We start from the raw sequence: 18873 nt of genomic DNA on the forward strand, positions 1-18873 counted from the left end.
GGCGCCGAGCGCCTGCACCATGCCGGCGCCGCCGTCGTTGGTGGCGCTGCCGCCGATGCCGAGAATGAAGCGGCGCGCACCGGCGTCGAGCGCGGCACGGATCAGCTCGCCGGTGCCGCGCGAGCTGGTGACGAGCGGGTTGCGCCGGTCCGGCGGCACCAGCGCCAGGCCGCTGGCGGCCGCCATCTCGATCACCGCGGTCGCGCCGTCGCCGGTGAGGCCGTAGAAGGCCTCGACGGGCTCGCCAAGCGGACCACTCACCGTGACGATCTCCTTGCGGCCACCGGTGGCGGCGACCATGGCGTCGACCGTGCCCTCGCCGCCGTCGGCCACCGGCACCAGCACGTACTCCGCGACGGGGAAGACCTGGCGGAAGCCGGCCGCGATCGCCTGCGCGACCTCCAGCGCGGACAGGCTCTCCTTGTAGGAATCGGGGGCGATGACGATCTTCTTCATGGGCAGGGTCTCCGGTCGCTGCGGGTCGAATGCCCGCTGCAGAGGAGCTTAGTCCCTGGGAGCCGACAATCAATCGTCGGATATCACAAAAAAATAAACTTGAATTGACAGTTTATTGTGGAATTTCCCTGTTTTCCGCGACATCCAGTTCGAGGCCGATGAACAGCAGCAGGCAGTCGTTCAGACGGGCGAGATCCAGCCCGGTGATCTCGCCGATGCGGCGCAGGCGGTACTCGAGGGTGTTGCGGTGCACGTGGAGCGCGCCGGCACTCGGCGCCGCCTTCATGTCGTGCGCGAACCACGCCGCCAGCGTGCGGCGCAACTGGCCGTCGCGGTCTTGCTGCGCGAGGCGCCGCAACGGGCGACGCAGCTCGTCGGCCCGCCAGCCCTCGCCCAGGCCTGCGAGCAGCACCGGCAGGGTGAGTTCGTCGTAGCAGTGGATCGCCGCCTGCGGGCGATGGCGTCGCCCGGCCTGCAGCGTGGCGCGCGCGGACTGCCAGGAACGAGCCAGGCCATCGTCGCCACCGAAACGGCCACCGAGGGCAAGACATGGCTGCCCGCTGCCCTCGCCGCCCAGGCGTCCGTGCAGGGCCTGGAGGCGACTACGCAGATCGGATTCCGCCGCCGGCAAGGGCATCAGCACGGCAAGCTCGCGCAACGTCACCGGCGCGCAGGCAAGGCCGGGCTCCTGCTCGGCGAGCAGCCGGCGCAGGCGCTGCTGCGCGGCGAGGACGGCATCGGCCGCCAGCGATGCGTCGGCGATCTCGATCAGCAAGGCGACGCACGGTCGGGCAAGATCGACGCCGAGCCGGCTTGCCCAGTCGTCCAGCCCGGCGCCCGGCGGGGAGACGCCGATCAGCTGCAGCACCAGCTCCTCGCGCAGGCGCTGGTCGCGCGCGAGCATCTGCATCCACTGCGCCTGCTCGAGCATGGTCTCGGCCGCGAGACGGACCAGCTCGGCCTGCTGGCGGACCGCGTCGGGTTCGCCGCTCAGGCCCACCACGCCCACCACCCGGCCTTCCGCGCGCAGGGGCAGGTTGATGCCCGGCCGGGTGTCTTGCAGGCGCTGCGCGACCGCCGCGTCCACCTCCACCGCCCGCCCCTGCGCCAGCACCAGCAGCGCACCCTCGTGGCGGCTGCCGATGCGCGCGCGATCGCCGCTGGCGATGATCAGGCCGCGCTCGTCCATCACATTGACGTTGGTGCGCAGGATCTGCATCGCGCGATCGACGATGGACTGGGCGAGCGAGGCATCGAGCAGGAACATGGCGGCGCACCGGTGGCGGATTGGACATACACCGGCCACATGCTGCCGCGCGGCGTGCTGCGGAACAAGCGCGGCACCGACGGCGTCCGATGGCGTAGGGACGGAGTTTTCCGTCTGCCCGCCCGTGGAGGCCGAACATGACCCGCAGCGAAACCGACAGCCTCGGCCCGATCGATGTCCCTGCCGAAGCCTATTGGGGTGCCCAGACCCAGCGCTCGCTGCACCACTTCGCCATCGGCGAGGAGCGCATGCCGATCGCCATCGTGCATGCGCTCGCGCTGATCAAGAAGGCGGCGGCGCGCGTGCATGCCCGCAGCGGCGAACTGCCCGCAGAAATCGCCCGCCTGATCGAACAGGCGGCCGACGAGATCCTCGCCGGCCGCCACGACGCGCAGTTTCCGCTCGTGGTGTGGCAGACGGGCAGCGGCACGCAGACCAACATGAACGTCAACGAGGTCGTCGCCGGGCGCGCCAACGAGCTCGCCGGGCAGGGCCGCGGCGGCAAGGCGCCGGTGCATCCCAACGACCACGTCAATCGCGCGCAGAGCTCGAACGACTGCTTCCCGACCGCGATGCACCTCGCCGCCGCGCGCGCGGTGCACGACGAGCTGCTGCCCGCGATCACCGAGCTGTCGAACGGGCTGGCCATCCAGGCCGAACGCCATGCCGGGGTGCTCAAGACCGGACGCACGCACCTCATGGACGCCACGCCGATCACCTTCGGCCAGGAACTGTCGGCCTTCGTCGCCCAGTTGAACACCGCCGCGCATGCGATCCGTGCGGCGCTGCCCGCGGTGTGCGAGCTCGCCCAGGGCGGCACTGCGGTAGGCACCGGCTTGAACGCACCACCGGGTTTCGGCGTGGAAATCACCGCCGAACTCGCGGCGCTGACCGGCCTGCCCCTGGTCAGTGCGCCCGACAAGTTCGCCGCGCTCGCCGGACACGAACCGCTGGTGGCCTTGTCGGGCGCGCTGAAGACGCTCGCGGTGGCGCTGATGAAGCTCGCCAACGACCTGCGCCTGCTCGGCTCGGGCCCGCGCGCCGGCCTCGCCGAGCTGAAGCTGCCGGCCAACGAGCCGGGCAGCTCGATCATGCCCGGCAAAGTCAACCCGACGCAGTGCGAAGCCTTGTCGATGATCGCCTGCCAGGTGCTCGGCAACGATGCCACGATCGCCTTCGCCGCCAGCCAGGGACATCTGCAGCTCAACGTGTTCAAGCCGGTCATCGCCTACAACCTGCTGCAGTCGATCCGCCTGCTCGCCGACGGTTGCCGCAACTTCCAGCGCCATTGCGTGGCCGGCCTGGAGGCGGACCACGCGCGCATGTCCGAGCACCTCGAGCGCAGCCTGATGCTGGTCACCGCGCTCAACCCGCACATCGGCTACGACAAGGCCGCGCAGATCGCCAAGAAGGCCTGGGCGGAAGGCACCACGCTGCGTACCGCGGCGCTTGCGCTCGGCTTCACCAGCGCGGAGGAGTTCGATGCCTGGGTGCGCCCGCAGGACATGCTAGGCAGATGAGACCTGCATCCGGATGTGATCGACGCGACCGCCCCGCAGGCGTGCGGTCGGCGCGCCGGCGCGCCGGAAAGGCCGGAAATCGGCGCTTGCCGCGCTGCCGCATGAACCGGGAAGTCCGAAACAAGTCGAAACCTCGCGACCGGATCCCTGCGTCGGATGCGCACTCATACTGCACACCCCCGACGGCGCGGCAATGTCTCTGTGCTCCGCGCACCGACCATCACAAGGAGGCCATCATGAAGATCCGTACCCTCGTCCCCGCCCTGCTTCTCGCCGCCGCCACCACCGGCTGCGCGACCTGGGACAACCTGTCCTCGCGCGAGAAGAGCGCGGCCACCGGCGCCGCGGTCGGCGGCGTGGCCGGTGCCGTGATCACCGACGGCGGCATCCTCGGCACCGTGGGCGGTGCCGCGATCGGTGGTGTCATCGGCGACCAGGTCGGCAAGAAGAAGTAAGCCCCCGTCGCCGCGCGATGCCGCCGCGGGTGCGTCCCGCGGCGCGGCATCCCCCTGATTGCTTGGTAGAATCCCGCTCGTCCCGCCGCGCCCGACCCCGGGCGGGCGGTTTCTGCTTTCCTGCCGACGAGCCCCGATGACCACCACCCCCTTCCCGCCCGAACTGCTGCGCGACGTCGAGAAGCGCCGCACCTTCGCCATCATCTCCCACCCCGACGCGGGCAAGACCACGCTCACCGAAAAGCTGCTGCTGTTCGGCGGCGCGATCCAGCTCGCCGGCACGGTGAAGGCGAGGAAGTCGGCCCGCCACGCCACCTCGGACTGGATGGAAGTCGAGAAGCAGCGCGGCATTTCGGTGACGAGTTCGGTCATGCAGTTCGAGTACCAGGGCCACACCATCAACCTGCTCGACACCCCGGGCCACGAGGACTTCTCGGAAGACACCTACCGCGTGCTGACCGCGGTGGACGCCGCGGTGATGGTGATCGACGCCGCCAAGGGCGTGGAAGCGCAGACGATCAAGCTGCTCGAGGTCTGCCGCCTGCGCAACACGCCGATCATCACCTTCGTCAACAAGCTCGACCGCGAGGTGCGCGAACCCTTCGAGCTGCTCGCCGAGATCGAGGACGTGCTCAAGATCACCTGCGCGCCGGTGACCTGGCCGCTGGGCATGGGCAAGGCCTTCCGCGGCGTGTATCACCTGCTGCAGCACCAGGTGCTGACCTTCACTCCGGGCGAGGAGCGCCGCAGCGACGGCGAGATCATCAAGGGTCTCGACAACCCCGAGCTCGACAAGCGCTTCCCGATGGAGGTCGGCCAGTTGCGCGAGGACGTCGAGCTGATCGACGGCGCCTCCCCGCCCTTCGACCTCGACGACTTCCTCGCCGGCAAGCAGAGCCCGGTGTTCTTCGGCTCGGGCATCAACAACTTCGGCGTGCAGGAGATCCTGCAGTCGCTGATCGACTGGGCGCCGCCGCCGCAGGCGCGCGATGGCGGCAGCCGCATGGTGCAGCCGGCCGAGCCCGCGTTCACCGGCTTCGTGTTCAAGATCCAGGCCAACATGGACCCGAAGCACCGCGACCGCATCGCCTTCTTCCGCATCTGCTCGGGGCGCTACAGCGCCGGCATGAAGGTGCGCCACGTGCGCGCCGGGCGCGAGATGAAGCTGGCCAACGTGCTCACCTTCATGGCCAACGAGCGCGTGATCATGGAGGACGGCGTCGCCGGCGACATCGTCGGCATCCACAACCATGGCCAGCTGCAGATCGGCGACACCCTGACCGAAGGCGAGAACCTCGGCTTCAAGGGCATCCCCTACTTCTCGCCCGAAATGTTCCGCGCCGCCCGCCTGCGCGATCCGCTCAAGTCCAAGCAGCTGCAGAAGGGCCTGCAGGAGCTCGGCGAGGAAGGCGCGATCCAGGTCTTCGAGCTCGAGGGCGGCCAGATGCTGCTCGGCGCGGTCGGCGTGCTGCAGTTCGAGATCGTCGCCCAGCGCCTGAAGGACGAGTACAAGGTCGATGCGATCTTCGAACCGGCCGACATCCACACCGCACGCTGGCTCACCTTCCCCGATGACGTCACCCGGCGCAACTTCGAGCGCGAACAGGCGCTGCGCCTGGGCAAGGACATCGACGGCAACCCGGTGTATCTGGCCACCAGTCGCTACAACCTGGCAGTGACCGCGGAGAAGTGGCCCAAGGTGACCTTCCACGCCACGCGCGAGCATGGGGAAGTGCTGGGCTGAGCGAGGCAACCGAGCATCGCTGCCATTCATCGCGCAGCCCAGGCCGGGCTGCGTCCCCGCTCAGGTGCTCAGATAACGCGAAAACAGGGTCGCCATCGGTTTGGCTGCAGTCGACAGCGGCAAGGCGCGCAGGCGCAGCAGGCCGAAACACATCGGCGGCGGCATGGGCGTCACGTCGATGCGCTGCAGGCCATAGCCGACGAACTTGTCGTCGAACAGACGGCCCGGACCGATGCCGATGCAGTCCGTGCGCTGCATGAGCTCGAGCATGAGCAGGGTCGATGAACAGTGGATCACGTGCCTGGGCGTCGGCAGACCCTGCTGCTCCATCCAGCTCATCAAGGCACGTCCGAGACTGCCGGGGCTCAGGTTCATCACGAACTTGGCGTCGCGGAGTTCCGCCCAGGTCGTGGCTGCGGCCAGTGGGTGGCCTTCCCGTCCTTCCAGCACGGCATTGGCGGGTCCGAGCGGCTCGAAGATGACTTCGTAGGGCAGCTCGGCGGGATCGGCGACCGCGATCGCAAAGTCGAGGCGCCCCTCGATCAGGTCGGGCAGAACCTGGCTCAGCAAGCCTTCGGTCAGGTGCACCTCGGCGTCCGGACACAATTTTTCGTACTCGCGCAACACGCGCGGCAGGGCTACGGCCCCCGCCATGGGCGTGACGGCGAGGACCACGCGTGCGCCTGCACCGCCCCGCAGCAGGCGGATTTCCCTCGCCGCCTTGTCGAGAATCGACAGCGCCAGCCGTGCATGGCTGAGCAGCATGCTGCCCGCCGGGGTGAACTCGATGCCCTTGTAGCTGCGGGTCATGAGTTCCTCACCCACGTCTTCTTCCAGTTCGCGCAGCGACTTGGTCAGGGCGCTCTGGCTCAGGTGCATCGAACGGGCCGCTGCACGAATCGAACTGCATTCCGCGACCTGCACCAGCGCTCGAAGTTGATGCTCTTTCATCGGTTTCGTTCGGAATGCTTTGGATTCCGTCCAAACAATCGACTGAGTCTTATTGCCGGAATCATAAGCCGATAAACCGTCCGGGGTGATTCCAAACGGTCTTCACCACAGTCAATGAAATGCCTTTTGCCGCTCGAGCGAATGACTAACATGGCCGCGTGAATTCCATCCAGAGCCCTTCATTCAGGAGATCGACATGACAGCCGTCGTGGGTACACCAAGCACTGCCTACCAAGGCAATGACAAGCTGCTGTATGGCATCATCTTAGGCGTCATCACATTCTGGCTTTTTGCACAGACGGTCCTCAACATTGCGCCGGACATGCAAAAGGACCTCGGTATCGATGCCAGCATGATGAACAATGCGGTGGCCATCACCGCACTCTTTTCCGGCATCTTCATCGTCGTCATCGGCGGGCTTGCAGACCGTATCGGCCGCGTGAAGACCGTTCAGATCGGCTTCCTGCTCAGCATCGTCGGTTCCCTGCTGATCGCCCTCGCCCCCACCGGCAGCCTGGCGACCACCTTCCTGCTGGTAGGTCGTGCCCTGCAGGGGGTTTCGGCAGCCTGCATCATGCCAGCCAGTCTCGCGCTGGTGAAGACGTACTGGGACGGTCCGGCCCGTCAGCGCGCGGTGAGCCTGTGGTCGATCGGCTCCTGGGGAGGGTCGGGTGTCTGTTCGCTGTTCGGCGGCCTGGTCGCGGAGAACCTCGGCTGGCGTTACATCTTCTTCGCCTCGATCGTCGTCGCCGTGATCGGCATGCTGATGGTCAAGGGCACACCGGAAAGCAAGGCCGAAACCAAAGGCGCCTACAAGTTCGACCTGCCGGGCGTGCTGACCTTCATGATCAGCATGGTGGCCCTGCAGATCGTCGTCACTCAAGGCAACAAGATGGGCTGGACCAGCCCGCTGATCATGGGTCTGATCGCCGTCGTGGTGATCTTCGGCACCCTGTTCTTCCGTATCGAAAACACCAGCGGCCAGCCCTTCGTCGATTTCAAGCTGTTCCAGAACCCGACCTATACCGGCGCCACCCTGTCCAACTTCCTGCTCAACGGTGTGGCCGGCACCCTGCTGGTTTCGCTGCAACTGGTTCAACTGGGCGGCAACATGACGGCGCAGCAAGCCGGTGGCCTGACCCTGGGTTATGCGATCGCAATCATCGCCTTCATCCGTGTCGGTGAAAAGCTGCTGCAACGCTTCGGCGCCCGCAAGCCGATGATCTGGGGTTGCCTGATCGTGGGCGTGTCGATCGTGATGCTGTCCCCGGCCAACCTGCTGCTCGAGGACTACAACACCCTCGCCATCATCGGCTACACCCTGTTCGGGGTCGGTCTGGCCTTCTACGCCACGCCTTCGACCGACGCCGCGCTGTCCGCGCTACCGGCCGCCCAGGCCGGTTCGGGCGCGGGCATCTACAAGATGGCTTCCTCGCTGGGCGCCGCCTTCGGTGTGGCGATCTCCGCTGCGATCTTCACCGCGCTCAGTGCCAACCCCGAGAGCATCGCCTGGCTCGAAGGCGTGATCACCTTCGCCGGACGCCAGGACAACCTGGCCGTGCGCGAGGCAGCGATCATCGCGCTGATGTTCAACGTCTTCATGGTGGTGGTGGCGATCATGTCGATCATGCTCACCGTGCCGAAGTTCGTCGGCAAGAAGAACTGACCCGCTTCCAGGGCAAACCCTCTCCGCGCCGTGCGCAGTGGATTCCAGCATGGCGCGTGCGCACAGTCAGCCCGGGCCGATCGCATCGGTCCGCACGGCCCGGGCGTTTCATCAACAGGTTTCAGATTTCGATCGGGAGTCATCATGAGCACGCTTTTGCAAGAGTTGTCGGCGAATCAGGAAGCGATGAAGACCTGGCGTCACCACATGCACCGCCACCCCGAGGTCGCGTTCGACGAGCACAAGACGGCCAGCTACATCGCCGGCCTGCTGCGGGAGTGGGGATACGAGGTCACCGAAGGCGTCGGCAAGACGGGCGTGGTGGCCAGGATGCGCTGCGGCGACAGCAAGAAGTCGATCGGCCTGCGTGCCGATACCGACGCCCTCGCCGTGCAGGAAGCGAATGACAGCGACCACAAGAGCACCATCGAAGGCAAGTCGCATACATGCGGTCATGACGGTCATAGCGCCATGCTGCTGGGGGCTGCGCAGCACCTGGCGCGCACTCGTGCGTTCAACGGCACGGTCAACCTGATCTTCCAGCCCGCCGAAGAAATCATGGGCGGCGCGGTCGCCATGATCCAGGACGGTCTGTTCGAGCGCTTCCCGATGGATGCGGTCTTCGGCATGCACAACATGCCCGCGCTGGAGCAGGGCAAGATGTACTTCACCTCCGGCCCGCTGTTCGCCGCGGTGGACAACTGGGAAATCGTGCTGACCGGTGTCGGCAGCCACGGCTCGATGCCCGAGAAAAGCATCGACCCGGTGGTGGCGGGAGCTTCCCTGGTCATGGCGCTGCAGACCATCGTCTCGCGCAACGTCGCGGCCAAGGATTCAGCCGTGGTGAGCGTCGGCGCCTTCCTGGCGGGCGATGCCGGCAACGTCATTCCGCAGACCGCGACCCTGCGCCTGAGCACCCGCACCAGCAAGCCGGAAACGCGTCAGCTGGTGCTCGCCAAGATCAAGTCCATCACCGCGGCACAGGCCGAGGCCTTCGGGGTCCGCTACGAAATCCGCGAAGGTTCGCCGGGTGCCGTGCTGGTCAATGATCCCGCGCTGACCGAGGAGTGTGCCGACGTCGCCCGCAAGCTGCTCGGCGAGGATCAGGTGGTGATGCCCGGACCGACCTACATGGGCAGCGAGGATTTCGCCTTTTTCGCCCAGCTCAAGCCGAGCACCTACTGCATCATCGGCAACGGCGACACCGCCATGGTTCACCATCCCAAGTACGACTTCGACGACGACAACCTGCCCGTGGGCGCCGCCTACTGGGTGGCGCTGACCCAGCACCACCTGAAGTAAGCGCGGCAACCAGGCGCTGGAAACGTCTGCAGCCTCGACGAGCCGGTCGCCGAGGCCTTGCAGGCTCGTGGCACGCGGAAGTTTCCGCAAATCGCGGCGATTCGTCCGCCGCGGCCTCCGCAAGCAATGGGCTGTCCACCTGGCCGCGGCCGAAGTGCCCCCCGGACCATCCACACCACCGCTCGCCATCGCCGGTCGCGATGGTCTGGATGCGCTGCTGCGAGCATCTCGAGCACACCCTCGCCGCCATCCCGGCGCCGGTGTAGGAAGTCCCGTCAAACGGGTGGGCAACCGCGATCGCCGACCGCCTCCACCCAGTAGGTCTGCTTGTGTCCGTGCGCCTCGAAGGCGTACGCGGCCGCCTCGGCCTCTTCGCGGTGCGCGAACACCGCGACGACGAAGCGGTTGCCGTTGTCGTCGAGCCGCCACAGTGCCCAGCCCGCGATCGGCTCCGCGGCGCGCGCGTTTTCCGTCACCAGTCAGGCGAGAAGCTGGTGCGCGAAGGCCTCGACCTGCGTCCAGTCGGTGAAATCCGTGACCGAGCGCGGGTCGGTGGGGCCGCCGGTGATCCACATGATCAGGCGGATCATGTTGCGGTCGAAGAAGCCGTAGCGCGGGTATTCGATCTTGCCGCCGAAGACCTCCACCTGCTGCGGCTTCCAGCGCAGCTGGCCGAGGAACTTGCGCACGTAGGGGTTGGTGTCGGCCTGGCGCTTGTGCGGCTTGCGGCCGACCGCGTTGACCGAGAAGAAGGCGTTCGGGCGCACCTCGAGCGCCGCCTGGTGGCGGTCGATGAAGGCCTTCACCGCGGGACGATGGTGACCGTAGCGGATGCTGGCGCCGATCACGATGCGGTCGCAGGCCTCGAGCTGTTCAGCGCTGGCCGACTCCACCTCGGCCAGCTCGACCTCGTGACCGGTCGCACGCGCGATCGCGGCGATGCGCTCGCAGATCTCGAGCGTATGGCCGTCGATGGTGGAATAGACGATCAGCAGTCGCATGCCCGCTCCGGTCGCGCAGGTCATTTTCGGGTGACGATGCCCTCGACCACCTTCTTGCCTTCGGAGTAGAGCGCCACCTGGCCTTCCTCGAGCTCGAGGTTCATGCAGCCGGTGTTGCCCTTGAGCTTGCCGTCGAGCCATTCGCGGCAATAGCGCGCCTGGTCGTCCACCCACCAGCGCGCCTTGGCGCCGGTGGTGTCGGTGAGCGTGCCGTCGGTGCCGAACTTGAGCGTGTAGGCCGATTCGGTGCGCAGATACACGCCGATCAAGGTGGCGCCGGTGAGCAGCTTCTCGACCTCGGCCTTGTCCTTCATGAAGTTCTGCGCCAGCGCGCCAGTGGAGACCGTGACCAGTGCGACGGCGGCAATCAGGCTACGGACGGGTTTCGAGTATTTGCGCATCGTTGTCTTCCTTTGTTGCGGGTACGGATCCGGGGAAAGCGATCGGAGACGCCGGGCTGGAGCGGATTCAGCCGCGCGCGCCCAGCCGGCCGACGAGGCCGCGCAAGGTCTCCTGGAGGTCGGCGGGCATCACCACGATCTTGGCGCTGCCGGAGTCGCCCAGCTTCTCGAGCGCGGCGATGTACTTCTCGCCGAGCAGGTACATCATCGGGCCCGCCTGGTCGCCGATTCCGGCGGTGACGCGGCGGATCGACTCGGCCGAGGCCTCGGCGAGCATGACCTGGGCGTTGGCGTCGCGCTTGGCGGATTCGAGCCGCGCCTCGGCCTCGAGGATGGCGGCCTGCTTGGCGCCCTCGGCCTTGGTCACCGCGGCCTTGCGCTCGCGCTCGGCGGCGGCCTGCAGCTCCATCGCCCGCTGCATGGATTCGGAAGGCTTGATGTCCTGGATCTCGACCGACTTCACCGTGAGGCCCCAGTCGACCGCCTCGTCGGCGATGCTCTCGCGCAGGCGCGCCTTGATCTTGTCGCGCGAGGACAGCGCCTCGTCGAGCTCCATCTCGCCGACGATCGAGCGCAGCGTGGTCATGATCAGGTTGCGGATCGCCTCGGAGAAGTCGGTCACGCCATACACCGCCTTGACCGGGTCGGTGACCTTCACGAAGGCGATCGCGTTGGTGAGGATCACCGCATTGTCGCGGGTGATGACCTCCTGCTCCTGCACGTCGAGGATGATGTCCTTGGTCACCAGCTTGTAGGCGACGCGGTCGAGGTAGGGGATGAGGATGTTGAGCCCGGGGCGCAGCGTGGCGTGGTACTTGCCCAGGCGCTCGACCACCCATTCCTCGCCCTGCGCCACCAGACGCACCCCCTTGGCGATCGTGATCACCACGAACACCAGCACCGCGATCGCGATCGCGAGTCCTTCCGACATGATCATTTCCTTGCTTTCCTTGTTGCTCAGGCCTTCGTCACCTTGACGTAGCTGCCCTCCACGCTCACCACCTTCACGCGCTCGCCGGCCGCGATCGCGCTCTCGGCCACACAGGCCCATTCGTCGGCGCCGAGCACCGGGCGCTGGAAGCGCACCTTGCCGCGCTCGAAGGGCGCGACCGCGCTCACCAGCAGGCCCACTTCCCCGATCACCTCGCCGGCGGCGGTGCCGATCAGGGTCCTGACGCGCGCGCGCTTCGCGAAGCTGAACCACAGCACGGTCATCGCCATCGAGGCGATGATCCAGACCGCGATCTGCTGCGACAGCGCCAGGTCCGGCATCGCGAGCAGCACGAATCCGGTGAGCATCGCACCGAGCCCGAACCAGATGATGAAGAAGGAGGGCAGGGCGAGCTCGAGCAGCACCAGCGCGATGCCGGCGATCTCCCAGTGCCACCATTCGAGGAACATCGTGTCGTTCATGGGCAGACTTTAGCGCAGCTCGCCGGGGAACGGGTTCGCGGGTGAGGATCGGTTCCCGTGTGGCGTTTTTCGGGCAGTGGGAAAGCTGTGACCGAAGGGGATCGGAAATTGTGGATAAGTCGTGAAGGCGGCGACGGCGGGTTTTTCATCCACAAACCGTACTCGTTTCCCGCGGCCATCGTGCACCGGGTTTTGCTTGATGCAAGACGCTGATTCAGCCATGAAAAACCGGGTTGTCCACAGAATCGGGCGGTACATGATCTTTATGATCTTTTAAATCTTTAAATTCTGTGTACACCAAGAAGCGGACCCCTGCTTGCGGCTCGAACCCCCCATCGGTGCAGCATTTCCATCTCGACGGCCTGTATCGCGACTTGCGTCGCTCCTAGAGAATCCACCGCTCTTCTGGAGCCGTACCGTGGGAGCGACGCAAGTCGCGATGCAGCAGCCCGGCCCGTGCGCCCGTGCCAATCCGGCCAGGCGCTGCGAGGCTCAGAACGGCGGATCGTCCGCGGCGACGGTCTGCGCGGACACCGGCCGCGCGGCGGCCATTTCCTTCTGCACACGCGGCAGCTCGGCGCTCACGCCGGTTTCCACCGCGGCGCCTGCAAGCTCGCCGCCGAGCGCGGCCACGACCGCCGGCAGCAGGTGGGCGAGCTCGCCGGTCATGAGCGCGAATTCGGCGTTGAACAGCGCCTCGGCGTCGTCCTTGTCGGCTTCGCCCACCTGATCGCGCACGATGTCGAGGAAATCGAGGCGCTTGATCTCTAGCTTCTCGGTCAGCACGAAGCTGATGCGGTCGTCGAAGGTCAGCGCCAGCCGGGTCGGCAGCTTGCCGGCTTCCAGGTGGCCCTTGATGTCGTCGCCTTCGAGCGGGTGACGCGCATAGCGCACCGCGGCCTTGTCCTCGGCCACCGAGCGCAGCTCGCAGTCCTGGTCGATGGTGAAGCCGTCCGGGGCCTCGCCACCGGCCAGCCAGTCGGCCATCGCCGACATCGGCGAGCGCTCGGTGCGCAGCAAGGTCAGCGGGAAGCTGTCGAGGGTGTGGCGCAGCTGCTCGAGCATGTCCTCGGCCTTGCTCTGGCTGGCGGCATCCACCACCAGCCAGCCATTGATCGGGTCGATCCAGGCGAACATGCGGCGGCGGCGGGTGAAGGCGCGCGGCATCAGTTCCTGCGTCACCTGCTCGCGCAGCTCCTTCAACTGCTTGCGACCGAGCTTGTAGCCCTGTTGCTCGGCCAGCTCCTCGGCGCGCTCGTCGGCCTCCTGCTTGACCACCGCGGAGGGCAGCAGGCGGTGCTCGAAGCCGAGGCAGACCAGCCACTGGCCGCCCACGGCGTGCACCAGCACCTCGTTGCCCAGCGGCGACAGCCAGCCGCGACTCTCCATGTCCTGGCTGCCGCAGGGGTGGAAGGGCTTCTTCGCGAGCTGTTCCTCGAGGCGCTCGGCGCTCATGTCCCAGTTGGCGGGAAGGCGATAGACCTGCAGATTCTTGAACCACATGACGAAGGGGTTTCCTGTTGGTGAGAGGGAAGATGAGACGACGCTCGGGAGCGAAAAACGGCTGTGCGAGCCGTCCGGCCCGCACATGCAACGCCACCGCACGGGAAGTTCGCTGGCCAGGCCACTCGCGCACGGCAGCACGCTGCCATGGCAAGCCGGCCGCCGCAGCGCCGTCGGGAGTCCTTGGGGGCCCTACTGTTCGAGCCCGCCGGACGCGGCGATCATGCGGATGATGCGCACGGTGTCGAGGTCGGACTGGTGGTAGGCCGAGCGCACGAATTCCGCGTAGCGCGCGTCCTCGCCCTGGTCGGGCAGCGAGGTGTGGTAGGCGAAACGCAGGAAGAGGGCGCCAGGCTCGGGTTCCTCGATCGTGATCGTGAGGCTGCCGCCGGCATGCTGTGCGTTGGCCTCGGTTTCGAAGCGGATCCAGCGCAAGGTGTCGAAGTTCACCCGGTCGCGGATCACGGCGTGACCGAAGTGCAGATCGCGGACCAGGCTGCCCGCGCCGCGCTCGACGATGCGGCAGGCCTCCAGGCCGGGCAGGAAGGCGCGCGCGTCCTCGGCGCGGCAGAGCAGGCCGAACCACAGCTCTTCGCGGGTGAGCGGGGTCAGCAGCGGGTCGGCGAGATCATTGACCTCGATCAGGTGTTCGAATTTCAAGTGCTTCTCCCGAGCGGCCAGGGCGGCAGTTTACCCGCTCGGCCCGCGCACGGCACGACCTCGGTCGCTCCCCATCCTGCACGGTGAGCCGGGGCGTCCATCTTGCCGCGGCGCTCGCCCTGCTAACATGCGTCCCATGCAACTCGAACGCCTCCTCCACGCCCAGGGCTTCGGCAGCCGCAAGGATTGCCGTGCCCTTATCCGTGCCGGCTACGTCAGCGTCGCCGGCGAAGTCTGCGACGACCCCACCGAGGAGTTCGACCCCGGCAGCCGCGATGGTTCGCCCGGGCTCGAATTCACCGTCGATGATCAACCCTGGCGCTTCCGCGCCCAGGCCTACGTGGTCCTGCACAAGCCTGCAGGCTACGAATGCTCGCAGAAGCCGACCTTCCATCCCTCGGTGTTCACCCTGCTGCCACCGCAGCTGCTCGCCCGCGGCGTGCAGTGCGTGGGCCGGCTCGACCAGGACACGACCGGCCTGCTGCTGCTCTCCGACGACGGCCAGTTCATCCACCAGTGGAGCTCGGGAAAGAAGCGTACGCCCAAGGTCTATGAGGTGACGCTCAAGCATGCGGTGGAACAGGACTTCGCCGACCGGCTGGTCGCCGGCGTCGAACTGAACGACGAGCCCGTTCCGATCGCGGCTGCGGCGTGCGAGCTGCTCAGTCCGACCACGCTGCGGCTGACGATCTGCGAGGGCAAGTATCATCAGGTCAAGCGCATGGTCGGCGCCGCCGGCAACCGTGTCGAGGTGCTGCACCGCAGCCGCGTGGGCGGGCTCGACCTGCCGGCCGGGCTGGCGCCCGGGCAGTGGCGCTGGCTCGAGGCCGAGGACCTGGCCCGCCTGGCCGACTACGCCGACGCGACTTCCTGAGCCTGCCTGCCATCGCGCTCCGCCGCATGCGCCGGCCTCCGCACCGGTTTCCGTAGGAGCGACGCAAGTCGCGATTGGACGCTCGCCCTCGAGCGGACGGTGCTATCGAGGCCCGATCGCGACTTGCGTCGCTCCTACGGCGCCGATACGCCGCGCTGTCTCCCGTGGGAGCGACGCAAGTCGCGATTGCGGTGGCGAGACGAGTGCCGCACGAACCGGCGCGCCGATCGCGACTTGCGTCGCTCCTACGAGGCCTCGGAAGCTCAGAAGCGCATCTCGAGGTTCACCCCGACCCCCCAGGCGCGCTCGCGCTCGCGGTCCTCGCGCTGCGGCCAGTAGTGGCCGACGATGAACTCGCCGATCAACCAGTCGCGATAGACCGGCTGGGTCCATTTCATCCGCACGCCGTATTCATCCACGTTTTCTTCGGCACCGGTTTCTCCGGTCACCAGCATCTCGCCCGACAGGATCCGATCGTCACCGAAGCGCTTGAACAGCCCCAGGCTGCTACCCCAGGCGAAATCGTCGGTCTTTTCCGAAATCGTCGTCGCATTCTGCCAATTCAGCGAGAGCGAGGGCGTGAAGGCGTGCTCGTAGTCCAGCGCGGTGGTCGAGCCGAACTTGTCCTTGTTGTTCCAGAACACCGTTTCGCGGAATTCGATCCGGTCCAGTTCGGTCAGCGCCCACTGCTTGCGATAACGCGCTTGCGTGTAGAACTTCATTCCGCCGCGCACACCGACACGGAAATCGAGGTTCTTGCGCAAGGCCACCCCCACGCCGGCAAAACCGGTCTGGTCTTCCTTGCGGCGTTCTTCGAGCAGGAGCTGTTCGCGCGTAAAGGCTTCGGATTGGTCGGTCACGAGTTCGCGCTCGTTCTGCCGGCCGATGAAAACGTAGGCCTTGTCGCGCAGGTTGGGGAGATCGAAACGCGCACGGAAACGCACGTTGGTATTCCAGCCTTCGTCCTGACGCCACAGGTTGCGTAGCCCCAGACGCCCATTGGTCACCTTGCCGCCCTCCTCGAAGGGACGATCGCCGAACCAGTCATTCACCGTTTCCCCCAGCCATACCGAGAAACCGCGCACCTGCGTGCGGCTCTGCTCCAGCAGAGCTTGTTCCTGCGCCGCCTCGGGGGAGGGAAGTCCTTGCTGTTGCGCCGATTGGGCGATTGCGAGCGCGGGAAAGGCGAGGATCAGGGCGAGCGGAAGAAGTTTGCGGCCATGCATGGGGAAAGATCCTGATTCATGGGCCTGGCGGCCTCTCGGGTGGTTCGTGGTCGGGGAAGCGACCACCCATGGCCGGCATCATGCCGGCACTCTCGTGCGCTGGGCAAGCTTGGTGGCCCGGCCGTGGCGGCTGCGGGTTTGTTCTTCTGTTTTTCTATTGATTTAAATAACAAAGAAGTTAACAGTGGCGCGTTTCTTGTGGATAAGTACCCGGAGACCTTGCCGGCAAAGCGTTCGTGTTCTTCAAAAGGCGGTTGAGAAGCCCCTTGGTCGGCTGTGCGCGTTTTGTTGAGCCTTTTCCGGCCGATCGCGTGAAGTCGGCTTGTTCACAAGCTGTCCCCATTGTTTATCCAGGATTGTCCCCACCATGCATCGATTCCGGTCGCCCGCCCGTCCCCGCTGGGAGATCTTCTGTCAGGTTGTGGATAATTTTGGGGATATCGGCGTGTGCTGGCGGCTGGCGACCGATCTGGCACGCCGTGGAGGTGGAGCGGTGCGGCTCTGGGTGGATGAATGGGAGGCCTTGCGGCGCATCTGTCCGGCCGCCGCCGCGGTGGATGAGCGGGCGGGCGGAAGCGTGCAAGGGGTGGAGTTGCGGCGCTGGACGAGGGCGTTCGTTCCGCTCGTGCCGGGCGAGATCGTCGTCGAGGCCTTCGCCTGCGAGCTGCCGACCGCCCAGCTCGAGGCCATGGCGGCGCTGCGGCAGGCGCCGTTGTGGATCAACCTCGAGTACCTGTCGGCCGAGGCCTGGGTGGCGGGCTGTCACGGCATGGCCTCGCCGCATCCGCGCCTGCCGCTGGTGAAGCATTTCTTTTTTCCGGGCTTCGATGCGGGCACTGGCGGATTGCCGCGCGAGGCCGACCTGCTCGCGCGCCGCGACGCCTGGCGAGCCCGTCCCGAGGGACGCGCCGCCTGGCTGGCCGCGCGCGGCATCGCGAGCGGCCCGGATGCGCTGCGGGTGTCGCTGTTCGCCTACGAGCAGCCGGAGCTCCCCGCCCTGTTCGACGCCTGGGCCGGCAGCGGTCGCGAGATGCTGGTGCTGGTGCCCGAGTCGCGCGTGCTCGGCGACGTGCAACGTGCGCTCGGTCGCGAGCGCCTGCAGGCGGGCGATCGGGTGGTGCACGGCGCGCTCACCGCCTGCGTGCTGCCCTTCACCGACCAGGCGGGCTACGACGAGCTGCTGTGGGCCTGCGAGCTGAATTTCGTGCGCGGCGAGGACTCCTTCGTGCGCGCGCAATGGGCGGCGCGACCCTTCGTGTGGCAGATCTATCCGCAGGCGGATGCCGCCCATCACGACAAGCTCGAGGCTTTCCTGGCGCGCTACCTGCAGGGGCTGCCGGCGGCCGAGGCGGATGCGCTCGCCCGCTTCTGGCGCGCCTGGAACGGCTGCGCGCCGGATCGTGCGACGCCGGCCGAGGCCTGGCCGGCCCTCGCCGCGGCGCTGCCCGGGCTCGATGTCCATGCTCGCCGCTGGTGCGATGTGCAGGCGGAGCTGCCCGATCTCGCGACCGCACTCGATACATTCTGTTCCCACATCGCGCACGCCGCGCGGTAGAATCGCGCGCTAATTTTTTCAAGGACATGCGACCACGAGTCGCGTCGAACCATTCAGGAAACAGCATGAAAACCGCTCAGGAACTCCGCTCGGGCAACGTCATCATGGTCGGCAGCGACCCGTTGGTGGTGCAGAAGGCCGAATACAACAAGTCCGGCCGCAACTCCGCGGTCGTGAAGATGAAGTTCAAGAACCTGCTCACCGGTGCGCCGTCGGAGTCGGTCTACAAGGCCGACGACAAGTTCGAGGTCGTCGTCCTCGACCACAAGGAAGTCACCTACTCCTACTTCGCGGACCCGATGTACGTGTTCATGGATGCCGACTACGAGCAGTACGAAGTCGAAGCGGACAACATGACCGACGCGCTCAAGTACCTCGAGGACGGCCTGCAGTGCGAGGTGGTGTTCTACAACGGCAAGGCGATCTCGGTCGAGTTGCCCAACAGCGTGGTGCGCGAGGTCGTCTACACCGAGCCCGCCGTCAAGGGCGACACCTCGGGCAAGGTCATGAAGCCGGCCAAGATCAGCACCGGCTTCGAGCTGCCCGTGCCGGCCTTCGTCGAGATCGGCGACAAGATCGAGATCGACACCCGCACCGACGAGTACAAGAACCGCGTCAAGTAAGCGGTTCCGGTGTGACGGATACGATGGGGCCCATGTGGGCCCCATCGTTTTTCCGCTTGTTGCGGCGTGCATCTTGCAGTTCTTCTTCGCGACGGGATTGCGTACCCTGCAGGCTGTCGCCGTCGAATCCGCTCTCGTCCTTCATGAACGCGTCCCGCCTGCTCCTCGCCCTCGCCGCCTCCGTGCTCGTCGTCGCCTGCGCACCCGAGCCCGCGCCGGCGCCCAAGGTCGAACAAGCCGCTCCGGCGCCCGAGGC

At 66.7% G+C, this 18873-nt stretch carries 20 protein-coding genes; 8 read left to right on the forward strand and 12 right to left on the reverse strand.

The window, feature by feature from the left end:
• On the reverse strand, positions 1-456 hold a 456-nt coding region (locus tag C665_RS12320; RefSeq protein WP_004311836.1), incomplete at its 3' end, for a glycerate kinase.
• Positions 457-568: 112 nt separating this feature from the next.
• Complete coding sequence (locus tag C665_RS12325; protein ID WP_004311838.1) at positions 569-1723, reverse strand: sugar diacid recognition domain-containing protein; 1155 nt, start codon at positions 1721-1723, stop codon at positions 569-571.
• A 137-nt stretch (positions 1724-1860) separates the two neighbouring features.
• On the opposite strand from C665_RS12325, the gene C665_RS12330 reads away from it, so the two are divergent.
• The 3 genes from C665_RS12330 to C665_RS12340 all read left to right on the forward strand — a co-directional run bounded on the left by C665_RS12330 (position 1861) and on the right by C665_RS12340 (position 5442).
• The gene (locus C665_RS12330; protein WP_004311839.1) at positions 1861-3243 is read left to right on the forward strand and encodes a class II fumarate hydratase; all 1383 of its coding nucleotides are present in this window, start codon (positions 1861-1863) and stop codon (positions 3241-3243) included.
• A 236-nt stretch (positions 3244-3479) separates the two neighbouring features.
• Positions 3480-3698: a YMGG-like glycine zipper-containing protein gene (locus tag C665_RS12335; RefSeq protein ID WP_004311841.1), complete on the forward strand. Its 219-nt coding sequence runs from the start codon at positions 3480-3482 to the stop codon at positions 3696-3698.
• A 136-nt stretch (positions 3699-3834) separates the two neighbouring features.
• The gene (locus C665_RS12340; protein WP_004311843.1) at positions 3835-5442 is read left to right on the forward strand and encodes a peptide chain release factor 3; all 1608 of its coding nucleotides are present in this window, start codon (positions 3835-3837) and stop codon (positions 5440-5442) included.
• Between the two features lie 60 nt (positions 5443-5502).
• Here the strand turns inward: C665_RS12340 and C665_RS12345 are convergent, their stop codons facing one another.
• On the reverse strand, positions 5503-6393 hold the full coding sequence (locus C665_RS12345; protein ID WP_012584269.1) for a LysR substrate-binding domain-containing protein: 891 nt from the start codon (positions 6391-6393) through the stop codon (positions 5503-5505).
• Positions 6394-6589: 196 nt separating this feature from the next.
• Between C665_RS12345 and C665_RS12350 the strand changes: the two genes are divergently transcribed.
• Together C665_RS12350 and C665_RS12355 are read left to right on the forward strand one after the other, a co-directional pair.
• Positions 6590-8059, forward strand: coding sequence for an MFS transporter (locus C665_RS12350; protein WP_004311846.1), 1470 nt, complete (start codon positions 6590-6592; stop codon positions 8057-8059).
• A gap of 144 nt (positions 8060-8203) precedes the next feature.
• Complete coding sequence (locus C665_RS12355) at positions 8204-9361, forward strand: M20 aminoacylase family protein (RefSeq protein ID WP_040829166.1); 1158 nt, start codon at positions 8204-8206, stop codon at positions 9359-9361.
• A 275-nt stretch (positions 9362-9636) separates the two neighbouring features.
• Here C665_RS12355 and C665_RS12360 read toward each other — a convergent pair whose 3' ends face one another.
• The 7 genes from C665_RS12360 to C665_RS12390 form a co-directional block, all read right to left on the reverse strand.
• Entirely contained in the window at positions 9637-9837 is a 201-nt protein-coding gene (locus C665_RS12360) for a hypothetical protein (RefSeq protein ID WP_004311849.1), read from the reverse strand.
• Positions 9838-9840: 3 nt separating this feature from the next.
• Positions 9841-10362: a menaquinone-dependent protoporphyrinogen IX dehydrogenase gene (gene hemG / locus C665_RS12365; RefSeq protein ID WP_004311851.1), complete on the reverse strand. Its 522-nt coding sequence runs from the start codon at positions 10360-10362 to the stop codon at positions 9841-9843.
• A 20-nt stretch (positions 10363-10382) separates the two neighbouring features.
• On the reverse strand, positions 10383-10763 hold the full coding sequence (locus C665_RS12370; protein WP_004311852.1) for a hypothetical protein: 381 nt from the start codon (positions 10761-10763) through the stop codon (positions 10383-10385).
• Positions 10764-10830: 67 nt separating this feature from the next.
• Positions 10831-11700 carry an SPFH domain-containing protein gene (locus C665_RS12375; protein WP_004311854.1) on the reverse strand — a complete coding sequence of 290 codons (870 nt, stop codon included), beginning with the start codon at positions 11698-11700 and terminating at the stop codon, positions 10831-10833.
• Between the two features lie 20 nt (positions 11701-11720).
• Positions 11721-12176 carry an NfeD family protein gene (locus C665_RS12380; RefSeq protein ID WP_004311856.1) on the reverse strand — a complete coding sequence of 152 codons (456 nt, stop codon included), beginning with the start codon at positions 12174-12176 and terminating at the stop codon, positions 11721-11723.
• A 492-nt stretch (positions 12177-12668) separates the two neighbouring features.
• A complete protein-coding gene (locus C665_RS12385; protein WP_004311857.1) occupies positions 12669-13679 on the reverse strand; it encodes a recombination-associated protein RdgC in 1011 nt (336 codons plus the stop codon).
• Positions 13680-13871: 192 nt separating this feature from the next.
• A complete protein-coding gene (locus tag C665_RS12390) occupies positions 13872-14339 on the reverse strand; it encodes an SRPBCC family protein (protein ID WP_004311859.1) in 468 nt (155 codons plus the stop codon).
• A 127-nt stretch (positions 14340-14466) separates the two neighbouring features.
• Here C665_RS12390 and C665_RS12395 point away from each other — a divergent pair, with 127 nt between their 5' ends.
• Positions 14467-15213: a 16S rRNA pseudouridine(516) synthase gene (locus C665_RS12395; protein ID WP_004311861.1), complete on the forward strand. Its 747-nt coding sequence runs from the start codon at positions 14467-14469 to the stop codon at positions 15211-15213.
• A 263-nt stretch (positions 15214-15476) separates the two neighbouring features.
• Here the strand turns inward: C665_RS12395 and C665_RS12400 are convergent, their stop codons facing one another.
• Positions 15477-16439 (reverse strand): hypothetical protein, encoded by a 963-nt coding sequence (locus C665_RS12400; protein ID WP_004311863.1) that lies wholly within the window; start codon positions 16437-16439, stop codon positions 15477-15479.
• 367 nt (positions 16440-16806) lie between these two features.
• Between C665_RS12400 and earP the strand changes: the two genes are divergently transcribed.
• Positions 16807-17994, forward strand: a complete 1188-nt coding sequence (earP, locus tag C665_RS12405) for an elongation factor P maturation arginine rhamnosyltransferase EarP (RefSeq protein WP_040829169.1) — start codon at positions 16807-16809, stop codon at positions 17992-17994.
• Between the two features lie 65 nt (positions 17995-18059).
• Positions 18060-18617 (forward strand): elongation factor P, encoded by a 558-nt coding sequence (gene efp, locus C665_RS12410; protein ID WP_004311867.1) that lies wholly within the window; start codon positions 18060-18062, stop codon positions 18615-18617.
• Here the strand turns inward: efp and C665_RS20725 are convergent.
• Complete coding sequence (locus C665_RS20725; RefSeq protein WP_156147754.1) at positions 18610-18762, reverse strand: hypothetical protein; 153 nt, start codon at positions 18760-18762, stop codon at positions 18610-18612. The genes efp and C665_RS20725 overlap by 8 nt on opposite strands.
• Positions 18763-18873 lie beyond the last annotated feature (111 nt).

This window comes from Thauera aminoaromatica S2 (assembly GCF_000310185.1).
GTDB classification, from domain to species: Bacteria; Pseudomonadota; Gammaproteobacteria; order Burkholderiales; family Rhodocyclaceae; genus Thauera; species Thauera aminoaromatica.